12 protein-coding genes are annotated in these 15114 nt (G+C 46.0%); 8 read left to right on the top strand and 4 right to left on the bottom strand.

The features are described 5' to 3' along the window. Positions 1 to 15: 15 nt before the first annotated feature. Positions 16 to 657 (bottom strand): tetratricopeptide repeat protein, encoded by a 642-nt coding sequence (locus AC3FZD_RS19630; protein ID WP_488737634.1) that lies wholly within the window; start codon positions 655 to 657, stop codon positions 16 to 18. Between the two features lie 210 nt (positions 658 to 867). Here AC3FZD_RS19630 and hpsJ-B point away from each other — a divergent pair, with 210 nt between their 5' ends. From hpsJ-B to ftsY, 8 genes are all read left to right on the top strand, one after another. Then, positions 868 to 1668 (top strand): hormogonium polysaccharide biosynthesis protein HpsJ, encoded by an 801-nt coding sequence (gene hpsJ-B, locus AC3FZD_RS19625; RefSeq protein ID WP_488737633.1) that lies wholly within the window; start codon positions 868 to 870, stop codon positions 1666 to 1668. Positions 1669 to 1773: 105 nt separating this feature from the next. Next, on the top strand, positions 1774 to 2691 hold the full coding sequence (locus tag AC3FZD_RS19620) for a glycosyltransferase family 2 protein (protein ID WP_488737632.1): 918 nt from the start codon (positions 1774 to 1776) through the stop codon (positions 2689 to 2691). A 222-nt stretch (positions 2692 to 2913) separates the two neighbouring features. Continuing rightward, the gene (locus AC3FZD_RS19615; RefSeq protein ID WP_488737631.1) at positions 2914 to 3678 is read left to right on the top strand and encodes a DUF502 domain-containing protein; all 765 of its coding nucleotides are present in this window, start codon (positions 2914 to 2916) and stop codon (positions 3676 to 3678) included. Positions 3679 to 3711: 33 nt separating this feature from the next. Next, positions 3712 to 4344 (top strand): transcription antitermination factor NusB, encoded by a 633-nt coding sequence (nusB, locus tag AC3FZD_RS19610; protein ID WP_488737630.1) that lies wholly within the window; start codon positions 3712 to 3714, stop codon positions 4342 to 4344. 162 nt (positions 4345 to 4506) lie between these two features. Continuing rightward, positions 4507 to 5262, top strand: coding sequence for a biliverdin-producing heme oxygenase (locus tag AC3FZD_RS19605; protein WP_488737629.1), 756 nt, complete (start codon positions 4507 to 4509; stop codon positions 5260 to 5262). A 168-nt stretch (positions 5263 to 5430) separates the two neighbouring features. After that, entirely contained in the window at positions 5431 to 6825 is a 1395-nt protein-coding gene (gene hemN, locus AC3FZD_RS19600) for an oxygen-independent coproporphyrinogen III oxidase (protein ID WP_488737628.1), read from the top strand. Between the two features lie 38 nt (positions 6826 to 6863). Continuing rightward, positions 6864 to 9137, top strand: a complete 2274-nt coding sequence (gene bchE, locus AC3FZD_RS19595) for a magnesium-protoporphyrin IX monomethyl ester anaerobic oxidative cyclase (protein WP_488737627.1) — start codon at positions 6864 to 6866, stop codon at positions 9135 to 9137. A 100-nt stretch (positions 9138 to 9237) separates the two neighbouring features. Then, positions 9238 to 10692, top strand: coding sequence for a signal recognition particle-docking protein FtsY (ftsY, locus tag AC3FZD_RS19590; protein WP_488737626.1), 1455 nt, complete (start codon positions 9238 to 9240; stop codon positions 10690 to 10692). Positions 10693 to 10704: 12 nt separating this feature from the next. Here the strand turns inward: ftsY and AC3FZD_RS19585 are convergent, their stop codons facing one another. Genes AC3FZD_RS19585 through AC3FZD_RS19575 form a run of 3 tightly spaced genes read right to left on the bottom strand, consistent with a single transcriptional unit; the run spans position 10705 to position 15064 of the window. Continuing rightward, positions 10705 to 11292 carry a Uma2 family endonuclease gene (locus AC3FZD_RS19585; protein WP_488737625.1) on the bottom strand — a complete coding sequence of 196 codons (588 nt, stop codon included), beginning with the start codon at positions 11290 to 11292 and terminating at the stop codon, positions 10705 to 10707. A gap of 44 nt (positions 11293 to 11336) precedes the next feature. Beyond that, positions 11337 to 12299 (bottom strand): hypothetical protein, encoded by a 963-nt coding sequence (locus AC3FZD_RS19580; RefSeq protein ID WP_488737624.1) that lies wholly within the window; start codon positions 12297 to 12299, stop codon positions 11337 to 11339. Positions 12300 to 12337: 38 nt separating this feature from the next. After that, entirely contained in the window at positions 12338 to 15064 is a 2727-nt protein-coding gene (locus AC3FZD_RS19575) for a DUF3536 domain-containing protein (protein WP_488737623.1), read from the bottom strand. Positions 15065 to 15114: the final 50 nt, after the last annotated feature.

Raw genomic sequence — 15114 nt, 5'->3', positions numbered from 1 at the left:
CCCATAGCGGATTTTTTAATTGGATGAAGGTTCAATTTTCTCGCGCAAATCGGATAAAACCCGATCGATTAACTCAACAACCTCAGTTTGGCCTAAGTTAGCATAGCGCTCTTGGGCAGCTTCTAGGAAAGTAATCGCCTCTTGCCATTGCTCTTGTTTGATATAGGCTACGGCTGAATTATGGTAGGACATGGGAGCGTCGGGATTAAGATTAATGGCCTCTTGAAAAGCTGCCAGGGCTTGATCGTACTTCTCCTGGCTTCCTAGGGCAATGCCCAAATTATTATAGGTCTCCCAATTCTGGGGATTAATCTTCAAAGCCTCCTCAAAGGCACTGGCGGCTTCCTCAAATCGGCTATCATGGCCCAAGGCAATACCCAGATTAGAATAAATTTTCTCCGAATTGGGATAAATCTCTAACGCCTGTTGAAATGCCTCTACTGCTTCAGCATAGTCGCCTAATCTCATCAGCTCAATTCCTTGCTGATTATACTTTTGCGCCTCTTCAAGAGACTCATTAGGGCTGTCTTCTTGAGCCATCCACAAGGGAGAAAAGGTGCGAGCGAGGGTGGGTTGTCCCCAGAAACCGAGTCCAAATATTAAGAGAGCGATCGCATAATAGACGTTTGTCAAAATTGGAGTAAAACTAGAAATCATGAGATACCTGAACCCTGTGAGGATAATTAATACAATAACGCTCAATTAAACTGTAATATAACTAGCACGCTAATCTAGACCCTAGACTGCACCCATTTTTGCCAGTTCATCGGTTTTCGATGCTATCCTGGTTCTGGTCATCCTAGTCCAATGACTTCAGGGCATCTTCAAGGGTCTCTCAACTCCGATCGCAAAACATAACCATTTAATATGAAAGCAAGTAGCAACCCTATCTCTCCCCTAGCCTCCCGGTCACTGCAACTGGTAGGCTTAGTGATGATTGTCTCGTTTATTATTGATATTCTGATTATTGCTATTCCGCCCAACCTTCTGAGTCCTCAATGGAGACTGAACTTTACCAGTCAGCTTATTGACCGAGGTGTGATTCCTTTGGTTGGAGTCGCTCTCCTGTTGGGTGGAATTTGGATCAAAGACTCAGAGGGGACAAGCGGTTCTAAACAAGGGATGTTACGGTCAATTGCTGTGTTAGTCTCTCTGATTTTAGGGATCGTGTATCTTTTGGTGGTTCCTCTCCATAGTGTCGATACGGTTCGCAGTCGTAATCGCGCCCTGCGAAATTTGGAAGCCCAAGCGCAACAGGCGGAAGAACAATTAGACGCGCAATTGACTAATCCTCAATTTCAAGCCGGTTTGGAGCAGCGTCGCGCAGAGTTTAAAACTCAGATTAATACCTTAATTAGCAATGAGGAGCAGTTCCAACAAGCTCTCTCAGAAGCACCAGAGGAACAAGCTAAATTACTTGAACAGTTTAAGAGTAATCCCGGTGAGATCGATAGCTTCATCGAGCAACAAGTGAGCGCTCTACCCCAACGGGCCAGAAGTCAAATTGAGCAAGAAAAAGCCCAACGGGAAGACATGGCCCAAGTGACCACGGTAAAATCTATGTCTCAATCAATTAACGGAGCGTTGTTAGCTGTTGGCTATCTAGGCGTGGGTTTAACCGGTATGCAACTCGGAGGTGGTGGAAAAAGGAAAAAACGCCGCCAGTAAAAAGCTTCTGTTTTGACCGATCGCCGATACCTAGAAATGTATAGGAGGGAGCGATCGGTTTTTTACGCCCCATGCCCCTGAAGTTGTCACTGTGATGGACTGCAAATGTTCTCTATTTATATTCTCACCTATAACGAAGAACTCGATATTGGCCCTTGTATTGAGTCCGCCCTCCTCTGTGATGATGTGATTGTGGTAGACTCTCTCAGTAGCGATCGCACCGTCGAAATTGCCCAACGTTATCCTGTCCGCGTCGTTGGCCATAAATTTGAAAGTCACGGCCGTCAACGCACTTGGATGCTCCAAGAAGTCCCCGCTAAACATCCTTGGATTTACATCCTCGAAGCCGACGAGCGCATGACCCCAGAGCTATTTAACGAGTGCTTAGAAACGATTAAATCAGCCGAAAAAGTAGGCTATTATGTGGCCGAGCGAGTCATGTTCATGAATCGTTGGATTCGTCACAGTACCCAGTATCCTCGGTATCAATTGCGTTTACTTCGCCCAGATCGAGTGTGGTTTAGCGATTATGGCCATACGGAACGAGAAGTCTGTGATGGCCCCACAGGATTTCTCAAAGAAACCTATCCCCACTATACCTGTAGTAAAGGGCTGAGTCGTTGGATCGAAAAACATAACCGCTATTCCACCGATGAAGCGGCCGAAACCATCCGTCAACTGGAAAAGGGCAAGGTCAATTGGGCCGAGTTAGTCTTTGGCAAAACTGAAGTCGCCAGAAGACGAGCGCTCAAAGATTTGTCCTTGCGTCTGCCCTTTCGACCCATTGTAAGATTCTTCTATATGTATTTTGTTTTAGGCGGATGTTGGGACGGTTCACCGGGTTTAGCTTGGTGTACCCTCCAGGCCTTTTATGAATATCTGATTTTATTGAAAACCTGGGAAATGCAGTATTTACCAGTTCCTGAGTTAGACCCTCAGACTCTAAAACCAGTAGAGAATTCTGCTCATCCTCCAGTCGAAAAGGTCACCCTAGAACCCGAAGAAGTCAAAGTCAATGAATAATTCTTCCTTGCTTCCCCTAAGTGGCTCCCCATGTCAATAGCCATCAATTCCTTAGCTCTGGCCCAGATTACCCGCAAAGTGTTTTAAGATAGCCAATAGTGGGGATCATCTCTGAGTTTGAAATCTTAGAGGAAGAAGCGAGGAAACAATTTATTCTCTAGAATAGGGAAATATGCAATCTTCTTGCCCCATAACCCGTTTAACCAAGAGTAGAGAATCTTTGTGTTCCAACGCTTGAAGCAAGATTTGAAGAATGATTTGATTGCTGGGTTGCTGGTGGTGATTCCATTGGCAACCACAATCTGGCTAACGATTACTATTGCCAGTTGGGTCGTCAATGTCTTAACTCGGATTCCCAAACAGGTGAATCCCTTTGATGGACTGCATCCGATTTTGGTCAATCTTCTCAACCTGCTGGTGGGCCTAGCTGTGCCCTTACTGAGTATTCTCATTATTGGTCTGATGGCTCGGAATATTGTTGGCCGCTGGTTGTTGGATGTGGGAGAGCGCATTGTACAAGCGATTCCCTTGGCCGGTTCCGTTTATAAGACCTTAAAGCAATTGTTAGAAACCCTCCTCAAAGATTCTAAGGATAAGTTTCGGCGAGTGGTGTTAGTGGAATATCCCCGTGAGGGGTTATGGTCGATGGGGTTTGTAACCGGGCCGGTGAGTCCAGAGTTACGCTCTAAGTTTTCCGAGCCGATGATTAATGTGTTTATTCCCACAACGCCGAACCCTACTACAGGATGGTATGCGATCGTGCGGGAAAAAGATGTAATCAATTTAGCGATTTCCATTGAGGATGCCTTTAAGGTCGTGGTCTCGGCTGGTATTGTTAACCCTACGGCGGGATTACTTGCTCCTGCGAATGGCCAATCAGGATATACACTAGAGGATCGGAAGAATTCTCAGTCAATAGAGAATCCAGGTGAAAAACTCGGCCTAGCGGTTTCTTTGACCCTTGAGGAATCTTCTGAAGTTGAGTAGTGTTAGAAGGCCAATCTTTGGCTATTAAGGATTATGCAACCCCGCCAAATCGCTCGTGAGCTTGCTTTGCTCAGTCTTTCCCAGGTTTCTCATTATCGGGGAAAAGATACCCAAAATCTTGAAGGTATGATGTTAGCTGCGGTGAAGACGTTGCAAGCTGAGGCGGTCGAGTCTTTAGAGATGGCATCGGCCCAGTTGCAACGGGGAAACGATCGCCTTTTGGATAGTGAAACGGTAGCGCCTAATATTGCCAGCTCTAGGGCGATGGTCAAAGAGGCGATCGAATTGACCCAGACGGCGATTAATCGTTTAGGAAGTGCCCTGGAATTCCCGGAAATTCTCCATCAATGTCGGGATCAAAAGTCGGTTCAAGATTATGCCCTAGAGTTGCTCTCTCGCGTGAGTCAAAACCGTCAGGAGTTGGATTCCCTGCTCTCGAAGGCGATGGTGAATTGGCAGTTGGAGCGAATTGCGCGTATCGATCAGGATATTCTTCGCATTGCAGTGGCAGAAATTTTGTACATTAACCTGAATGAACGGATTGCGATTAATGAAGCGGTGGAGTTAGCTAAACGCTACAGTGGCGAACAGGAATATCGGTTTATTAATGGGGTGTTGCGTCGGGTGGTGACCCTACTTAAGGAAGAGGCTTCTAAGCCAGGATAATTAGGGGTTATTTGAGTACATCGCTTGGCCCTCGTCATTCTACCGGGTAGCTATTTGTTAAGTTTTAATACGCTTGTCTTGCTGAAAGAGATCTATCGCTATACAGTAATTGAATTATCAAAACTCAGCAAAAAAGTAGTTTACTTTTAAGAGATACGAACCATGAGTAGTAATCTAGCCAGTCAACTGCGGGAAGGAACGAAAGAATCCCATACTATGGCTGAAAATACGGCCTTTATGAAGTGTTTTCTCAAAGGGATTGTGGAACGGGAGCCTTTCCGCCTGTTAACCGCAGATTTGTATTTCCTCTACAGTGCCCTCGAAGAAGAAATGCAGCGCCACAAAGATCATCCGGCGATCGCCCCGATTTATTTCCCCGAACTAGAGCGCCAAGCCAAATTAGAGGAAGATCTGGAATTCTACTATGGGGAAAACTGGAAAGCCCTGATCTCCCCTTCGCCGGAAGGTCAAAATTACGTTAACCGTATCCATGAAGTCGCCAACACTGAACCCGCCCTCCTCGTTGCCCATTGTTATGTTCGCTACATGGGAGATCTTTCGGGCGGTCAAGCGCTGAGAAATATTGTCCGTTCAGCCTTGAATTTGCCCCCAGATAAGGGGACTGGACTCCATGAATTCGATCAAATTGCAACTGTTGAAGCCAGAAGGGAATTTAAGGCTAAGTACCGCGATGCTCTGAATGAACTACCGGTTAATGATACCTTGGCTCAACAAATTGTTGATGAAGCTAACTTAGCTTTTCGACTCAACCGCAATGTTTTCCACGAACTCGAACCAGCCGTGAAAGAGGCGATTGGTGACCATGTATTCGATTTGATCACCCGACAGGATAAACCCGGCAGTACCGAAAGGACACCCGGCAACAGTTCCGTTGAGTTAGTCGCATCCGCCGAATAAGCATTTTTGTTAGGCATTGATGTCAGCCAGATAGGTAAGGGACTTGCCCTTGTATAAGCTGCTCTATTTTGCTTCAAGTCCCTTAACTATCCCTGTATTTGATGCCTAGATCCTGACAGTAACCTCATGTAAATCCCCAAAGACAAGATTATTAAGGTCATAAAAATTATGCCACAAACAGCAACCGTAAAATTCGACTCAAATTTACTCAAAAAATACGATAAACCCCTACCCCGATATACCAGTTATCCTCCCGCTACAGAACTCAAAGCTGATTTTAGCGATCTAGATTTTAGAACGAGTGTCGCCGTTGGTAACCACAAAAAAACACCCATTTCTCTCTACTGTCATATCCCCTTTTGCGAAAGTGCATGTTATTTTTGTGGTTGCAATACTCTAATCACCAAAAACCGAAAAATTGCCGATCCTTATTTGAACCGCGTTGCCCAGAATATTGCTCAGGTATCTTCCCTGATTTCACCCAAAAGAACAGTCAATCAGCTCCACTGGGGAGGAGGAACACCTAACTATTTGAATTTCAATCAGCTTGAGTTTTTGTGGGAGCAATTCCAGCAGCATTTTAATTTCGATAAAGAGGCTGAAATTTCCATAGAAATCAATCCTCGATATATCGATAGGAATGGGATCTTCTTTTTAAGAAGCTTAGGCTTCAACCGGATCAGTTTTGGCATCCAGGATTTTAACCCTCAAGTTCAAGAAGCTATCAATCGGGTGCAACCCGAATCCATGCTCTTTGATGTCATGAGTTGGATTCGAGAAGCAGAATTTGAAAGTGTGAATGTCGATCTGATTTATGGACTGCCTTTTCAAAATCTAGAAACGTTTAAGAATACTGTTGATAAAACCATAAAACTCGATCCCGATCGGATTGCCATCTTCAACTTTGCCTATGTTCCTTGGATGAAACCGATTCAGAAAAAAATCCCCTTGGATGCTCTGCCTGAGCCATCGGAAAAGCTGGATATTTTTCAAATGACTATTGAAGAATTGACGGAGGGAGGCTATGTATTCATTGGCATGGATCATTTTGCCAAGCCTAATGATGAATTAACCCAAGCTCAGAAAGCCGGACAACTGCACAGAAATTTTCAGGGATACACAACTAAACCAGAATCAGATTTATTTGCTTTTGGCATGACTTCCATTAGTATGCTTGAAGATGTCTATATTCAGAATCATAAGAAGTTAAAAGATTACTATCGAGCAATTGATGGGGGGATCTTGCCTATTGAAAAAGGAGTTCGCCTTTCTCAAGATGACATCATCCGCAGGGCAGTGATTATGGAGTTGATGTGCCAATTTGAGCTTTGCAAAAATACGATCGAAGAAAAATATCACTTGCATTTCGATCTAGAGTTGGATGAATATTTTGCCAGGGAAATTGAGGAGCTGCGTTCACTAGAAGCGGATGGATTGGTTCGGTTGAATGGGCATAAAATTGAGGTTACCCCAACCGGTAGATTGCTGATCAGAAATATTGCTTCTATCTTTGATGCTCGTACCCGAAAACGCAAAATAGCTGGATTTTCCAGGACAGTTTAAACGGATTTTAGTGATATTTAGTAACCAGGAGGTAGATCGTGAAAATTATGATGATTCAGCCCAACTATCATTCCGGTGGCGCAGAAATTGCGGGAAATTGGCCGCCGAGTTGGGTTCCTTATGTGGGTGGAGCATTGAAAAAAGCTGGGTTTGAGAACATCCGCTTTGTTGATGCGATGACGGATTATATCCCTGATGATGTCTTAGCCCAAATCATTGCAAAAAATCAGCCGGATGTGGTGCTGGCAACAGCAATTACACCGATGATCTATCAATCGCAGAGAACCTTACAAATGGTGAAGGAAGTTTGCCCCAATGCCACGACTGTGATGGGGGGAGTTCACCCAACATTTATGTACAGTGAGGTTCTGAATGAAGCGCCTTGGGTGGATTATATTATCCGAGGAGAAGGGGAAGAAATTACGGTGAATTTGCTGCGGGCGATCGCCAACGGGACAGATAAACGCGATCGCCGCGATATCCTCGGTTTGGCTTTCCTCGAAGACGGCAAAGTTGTGGCAACCCCAGCCCATCCTCCCCTGAAAAACCTAGATGACTTAAGCCCAGACTGGAGTCTACTTAACTGGGAAAAATATATCTACACCCCTCTCAATGTTCGCGTTGCCGTTCCTAACTTTGCGCGGGGTTGTCCCTTTCGCTGTCGTTTCTGCTCTCAGTGGAAGTTCTGGCGTAAATATCGCGCTCGCAGTCCCAAATTATTTGTGGATGAAATTGAACACTTGGTCAAAGAATACAAGGTGGGCTTTTTTATTCTCGCAGATGAAGAACCAACTATTACCAAACCTCGTTTTTTAGCCTTGTGTAACGAACTCATTGAGCGCAATTTGCCCGTTCATTGGGGAATCAATACGCGGGTAACCGATATTCTGCGAGACGAGAAAGAATTGCCCCTCTACCGCAAAGCCGGATTAGTTCATGTCTCCTTGGGAACTGAAGCCGCCGCCCAATTGAATTTGAATATTTTCCGCAAGGAAACAACCATTGAGGATAATAAAAAGGCGGTGCGCCTGTTAAGAGAAAATGGCATAGTCGCTGAAGTCCAGTACATCATGGGACTGGAAAATGAAACCCTAGAGACAATTGAAGAAACCTATCGCATGGCTCGCGACTGGAAAGCGGACATGACGAACTGGAATATGTTTACCCCTTGGCCATTTTCTGAGTTGTTTGAAGATTTGGGAGATAAAGTGGAAGTGCGGGACTATTCCCACTACAATTTTGTCACCCCGATTATGAAGCCGAACAACATCAGTCGGGAAGAATTACTCAAGGGAGTGTTACGCAATTATGCTCGCTTTTATCTGAGGAAAAGCTGGGAATATTGGTGGGAGAAAGATCCATTTAAGCGTCGCTATCTCCTAGGCTGTCTCTGGGCTTTCGCGAAAACCACGCTTAACAAACGGTTCTATAATCTCAAGCGGGTGAAACAAAAGGGATTGCATACTGAAATTGATTTCGGTTTTGATGAATCCAAGATTCTCAGCCGCGAACAGATTGCCCATGCTCATAAAGCTGATGTGAAGTTTACGGGGACACTGACTGAAGTGCCAACAGCGTTTATCGAAGGGGAAATCACGGCGATTTCGGCCTGCGGTGCGCCGAATGATCTGCCAGAATATCAGGAGGAAAAAGAAGGCGTTTCTTTAGTAGAACATAATGGTATTCAGGTATTTCTGATTGAGGATGAAGAGCAAACGCGAGTTAGTCTACGGACAGCTTTACGTTCTCAAGATGGCCTTGATATTTATAGTGAAGCGACGAATGCAGAAACCGGGCTGGTTTTACTGCAATCGGTTGCTGGGGGAGATGTTGCCCTAGTGGATATGAGTTTGCCGGATAAGGATGGGGTGGAGTTGGTTAAGGATTTTCGAGAAATTCAGGAAAGCTCGGAAAATTCAAATCTCAAAATTTGTATGTTGATTGATCCCAATGTTGAAGAGGAAATTTTTGCTGCTTTAGCTTCAGGGGCTGAGTCTTATTGCTTTAAAAATGCTCCTTTGGCGCAGTTAACGGAAGCGATAAAACTCACCCATCAGGGTTGGTTTTATCTCGATCCGAAGATTGCCCAGAAGATCTTGATTAAAGTTAAAGCGCCTCCGGTTGAGGCGATCTTGACTGAGGGAGAATTGCAGGTTTTGGCGTTAATTGCAGAAGAAGTGAGTTATGAGGAGATCGCCTCATCTTTGGGAATTACGGTTGAGCGGGTGAAAACCCAGATTGGTAATATTTTCAATCGGCTTTACCTGAGCGATCTGATTCAGAACTCGGTGAAGGCTTTGTACTTGGTGTAAGTCTAAAGTCGTGATGAGAAGGGCGATCGCCGAGTCAAGTCCTGATGATACACTGTAGATTACGCTCGCGCTGTTCGTCCTACCACCCGCATGTGATCCTATGGTTTTTAATTGGTTTCGCCGCCAGTTTAATCGCTCTGAATCCCCTTCTGAAACCCCTGCCCCTGCCCCGGAACCGGAAACGGAGCAACCGGAGCAGGCTGAACCCCAGAAACCTCAAGAGGCTGTAGATTATCTGGCTTGGGCTAAGGCGGCTTATCAAAATATCCAACAACAAGAAGCCGAAAAGTCTTCTGAAGTCAAGGAAGAATCAGAGCAACTCGAACCAGAAATTACCCCTGAACAACCTGAAGCAACGGAAACGGTTGAACCCTCAGAACCCGTTCTTGAGAGGGTGACGGAGACTGAACCGGAACCTACTTCTGCGCCCCTCTCTTTCCTGGAGCGAGCTAAAGCAGAGCGAGGAGCTAGGCTAGAAGAGCTGAAAGAAAAGGCAGTTGAAGCGCCTGAACCGGAAGAAAAACCGCGCCGTTCCCCAGCGCCTCAAGAATTGGATGAAGATTTCCTTTGGTCTGCTGAGGTACTCGCGAAACAAGGCAGGCGACCGGATGAGGTGTCCCTAGAAGAGATTAATTGGTTACAACAGTTACGTCAGGGATTGGGGAAAACTCGGCGCGGATTGATTAATCAATTAAAGGCGGTTGTCGGTCAAGGGCCTCTGAACGATCGCGCCGTTTTAGAAGTTGAATCCTTGTTATTGCAGGCAGATGTTGGCGTTGAGGCAACGGATCGCATTATTGAACAATTACAAACCAAACTGCGGGAAGAAAGTTTACCCCCAGAACAGGCGATCGCCTACTTAAAACAACTTCTACGCGATATCCTGGACTATCCTGGTGGCAAAGCTTACGATACCACCTTTGCCCCAGAACAAGATGTCCTCAATATCTGGATGTTAACCGGAGTCAACGGCGTAGGCAAAACCACAACCATTGGTAAATTAGCGCACCTAGCCAAAAAATCTGACTATCAATGTTTAATTGGGGCAGCCGACACCTTCCGCGCCGCCGCCGTAGAACAAGTCAAAGTTTGGGGAGAGCGCACCGGAACTGATGTCATTGCCAATCCTAGCAAAAACACAGACCCCGCAGCAGTTGTTTATGATGCCATTACCGCCGCACAATCAAGAAAAGTAGATTTACTCCTGATTGACACGGCTGGGCGACTACAAAACAAGAAAAACCTCATGGAAGAACTGAGCAAAATTCGCCGCATCATTGACAAAAAAGCCCCCGATGCCAAAGTAGAATCGCTCTTAGTTTTAGATGCCACCCTCGGTCAAAATGGCTTACGTCAAGCCCAAGTTTTTGCCGAAGTTGCCCAACTCAGTGGAGTCGTTTTAACCAAATTAGATGGCACAGCTAAAGGAGGTGTTGCCCTAGCAGTTTCCCAACAATTGGGCTTACCCATTCGCTTTATTGGCGCAGGAGAAGGAATTGAAGATTTACGTCCCTTTTCCAGCTATGAATTTGTAGAAGCTTTGATTAGTGGATAGGATGAGTAAGGATTACCAAATCGTCAATAAATCTAAGACAAAACCGGGTAAAACACTCTCTCCAGATACCATCTGGGGATTATCTAAAATTTCGACTTCCTGCTGAGGGCGATACACTTCCACCTGTCGCCGTTTGCGATTAATTAACCAACCTAACCGCGCTCCATTGTCCATATATTCGGTCATTTTAGCTTGAGTTAGCGATAAACTGTCGCTAGGAGACATCAATTCAACCACAAAATCGGGGCATAAGGGCGCAAATCTTTCTTGTTCTTTCTCTGTTAAAGCATTCCAGCGCTCTAGTTGTACCCAAGAAGAATCAGGGGCGCGATTAGCTCCGTTGGGGAGTTGAAAACAGCCGCTAGAATCAAAGACTTTACCTAGTTTAGTTTGCCGATTCCAAGCACATAATTGAAAGTTTAAATCAGAGTTCCGTTCGCTGGTATTTCCTCCAGTTGGTGGCATCACAATCAATTCTCCCTGAGCCGTTCTCTCAAATTGTAAAGCATCGTTTTTGTGGCACAGTTGCCAAAATTGTTCATCTGTCAAGTCGATTTTGAGCGCCAGTTGGGGAGGTAAAGAAATCACGGGTGTTTCCATAAGGTTTGCCTAAAGTCCAAGGTTTAATCCTTACTCATTACTCATTACTCATTACTTAAGGAAGTCGTCGGCTCAATTAAACCATATCCCCTAGGACGAATAGAGCCGGAGGGAGCCGTAAATTGAGGTTGAGGCTTGAACGGATCAGGTGGTATTGATTCGCTATTGCTATTGACAAAAGGAGATAGACGACTATAGCCAAAACTTCGAGGCTCTGAGGTGGAAGTAGAGATTTGTGGAGGAGAATAGCGCGACAGGCTGGTTTGTGGCAGTTGAGGATTAGAGGTGACTTTAGAGGTGACGTTGGCGGTTAAGTTAGGCGTGAAGAGATTGGAAGTATAGGTAGGTAAGTTAGAATTAACCGACTCTATCTCCTCATCCTTGTCTGGATTGAGGATAGATGTCACTGTTGGATAGGGAGCAATCGTTGCTTCGGGTTCAGGTTGAGTGGGTTTTTGGCTCCAGTAAGGAACAGAAGAAACCAGGGGATGGGAAGCGGATAAAGGGCTTTTTTTCTCGGTTTTACCTTTTTTTCCAGATGGGGAAAGATCGAAAGAAACGGAGAGGGGAGTGGATAGGGAAGGAGAGGATAAACTGTCAATTTCTTTGCCAATTTCTTCTAAGGATAAGGTGGCAATCACTTCCTGAAGTTCTGAGTCGCTTAAAATATCCGATCCCGTGGATAAGGTAGAGTCAGATTGCTGGGATTCTTCCGATCTCGCCAGAAAAGGTTGCACGGGATCTACGGCTTTTGCTCTTTCGAGGGTATCTTTTAGGGTATTGACATAGGGAGTAATTGGACTCAGGAGAGTCTGAATATTGGTAGAAATATTCATTCCCATCTGATTGAGGGTATCTGGATTCGCCATCGGTTTCCAGAAAATGGCGATCGCCCCCGATAGGGGAATAAATACCCACCATAACCCCCCACGTCTCCAGTTTATATTCGATAACAGGGCCAATTTGGGGGTAAATAAGTTCCGAGTTTGGTGATGGGAACGTTTCATGATCGACTCTCCTTTGAGTTCCTCAAGGGGTTAGGACATTACTCTAGGCGTTCTAACCATACGCTAACATCAATGGCCAGGGTTTGGCCCAGACGCAGCAGGCGACGGCTTTGAGGCAAGTCTAAAGTCATCTGAGCTAGAGTATCCTCACTCTCTAGGGTATCTGTGCCCTCTGAGTCATTTAAGGCCGAGGTTGAGATACCAAAACAGCGAGGAATAATCTTATGGTGCAGATAACTAAAGTATAGCTCTTGACAGCGAGTTAAGCATAATCCCACCTGCAAAGTACAGGCCAGATCGATCAATCGTTCTAAGCGCTCCAGATGGCAGTTTAAGCTGTTTGGGTCATTATTTTCCAGCACTTCCCAAAATCCCAGTAAGGTTAAGCGCTCTAGGAGGTCTTGGCCATCGGGAATCGTGAGACGGCAATGGAGGGATTCGGCTTCTTTAGCGATCGCCTCTAACTCTAGCAGCAAACTCAACCCTTCTTGTGAAGCAAAATTATCCGGTTTTAAAGCTTTCAACAGACTAAAACAGCGCTGGGAAAGAGCCATACTCGCCGCCACCTGTAACTCTGCTGGTGGCGGCAGATTGTCCCGGTGAAATGCCCTTAACACCCCATAATTATCCCGATAAACTTGGGTATACAACTGATCCACCCGGCTTAAAGTTTCCTGGGTCAAAAGGGTCATGATTCGCAAGCGGTCTTCGGCAAATAGATGATCCAAACTAAAGGTTCGATCGCCAAACCACTCCGCCATGTTTAAAATAACACTGGCTGCGCTGGCTTGTTGCAGAGCATTAAACAGACTTTCTTTGATCGATAAATAGGATCGGCGGTTCGAGAACGGTTGCACGCAGCAATGGAAATCCCATCCTCCTAAATGCAAGACGGCGAAGACAAAATGACCCCCTTCCCTAGTGACTTCCGAGGTCAGGTTAATTTCTCCCACAGCTAACATCAGGGAACCCATGCGCTGGAGTTGATAATCCTGTTGTTCGACTAAATAACAGTAGAGGGAAAACTCCTTGTCCGAGGGACTGGATTTTTCCTGGGTAATCGATAACCCTTTGTGAGTGGTGGGATAGCTATTAAACAGGGAACTAATGGCAAAATGGGCCACCACTTGCTCTAGATTCACTTGGGAGGTAATCACATTTTTGTCATAGACTCCTGCCCCTGTTTCAAAGATATCGACATTACTCGGAGCCTGCCTTAATCGATCCACAAACTCAGTTTCTAAATCTTTACCCGTGACTTCCCTTGCTAACTCGATCGCCCGGCTGGCATATCGGAGTATTTGCGTTCCTTCCGGGCGGGAAATTTCCTCAAAGAACCAACCGCAACTGGTGAACATCAACAGAGCATGGCGTTGCATTTCCAACAAGCGCAAAGCCTTGATCTGTTCGCTTGGTTCTAGGGGATGGGTTTGATGGCGGCTCAAAAAGCGATCGACATTATCCCAATGGCGGTTATTGATCACCGCCACATACTCATCCCTCGCCTTCCAGGGGTCTTGGAAGATCTCATAGCCCTGAGCTTCGTAAATGTTCACCAATTCATCCCGCAGATGGTTGAGAGCATCTCGCAGAGGTCTGCGCCATTTTTGATGCCATCCCCCCCCACTGCCACAACCACAGTCTTCTTGCCATCGTCCCACCCCATGGGAGCAACTCCAAGCAGTAAGGGGTTTAAGTTGCACTTCCCAGGTGGGGGGATGTTGGCTGAGATAGTGGCTAAAGTTAGTAATTTGCCAGCCTCGGTCAGGAAACTCCCGCAGGAAGGCATAGGCGAGGGTTTTTTCCGTTCCCCCTTTGTGGTGGCCGAAGGTTTCGCCATCGGTGGCCACAGAAATGATTTGGCTGGGGCGTTCATCTGTGTGGATGGCATGGGCTAGGCGTTCGCTCAGGTCATAAGAACTACTGAGGGCATCGCTAAAGCCCATATCGCTAGAGATGGGGCCATCGTAGAAGAAGATATCTAAGTAACGACCATCGGGGATAAAGCAGCGATAGGGCCGGGTGGGATCGATGCTGGAGTCGGCTACATCATACCATTGGGGATCGGGGTTGTCTTCTGTGGGAAGGGGGCGACAATTTTGGGCTTGGGAGGGGGCGAGAATGGTAAATTTAATGTTCTCGTTGATGAGGGCTTTAACGGTGGCATAATCGATCGCCGTTTCTGCTAACCACATGCCTTCAGGATCGCGTCCAAACCGGGATTTGAAGTCGGCTTTTCCCCAGCGAATTTGGGTGTATTTATCGCGCTCATTCGCCAGGGGCATGATGATATGATTGTAAACTTGGGCGATCGCATTGCCATGGCCCCCTAATCGCTTACAACTTTTGCGATCGGCTTCAATGATCCGTTGATACACTTGGCGATCGTAGCGCTCTAACCAAGCCATTAAGGTCGGGCCAATATTGAAGCTCAGATACTCAAAATTATTAATGATCCCAACGATCTCTCCTCGGTCATTCAGCACTCTGGCAAAGGCATTGGGACGATAGCATTCATGATAGATTCGTTCATTCCAATTGTGGCAAGGGGCAGCACTCGGTTGGCGCTCAATCTCGTTTAGATAGGGATTTTCGCGGGGCGGTTGGTAGAAATGTCCGTGAATGGTGACACAGACTCCTAAATTAACTTGATCCCCTAATTCTTTGCCTCGATCCCCACCTTTTTCTAGTAAAGAAACTTCGGGAATGGGTTGTGAATCAGGAAACACTGTTCCATCGGTTAGGACTTGAGAAATAGACACCATAGTTAATCAGACCTCCAGTTAGGCAATTCAGAAATATAAGCGCTAATTAA

The organism is Roseofilum sp. KMC-1 (genome assembly GCF_057802075.1).
Note: the sequence above shows the minus strand (reverse complement) of the source record. Positions and strands in the feature narration are given on the sequence as shown.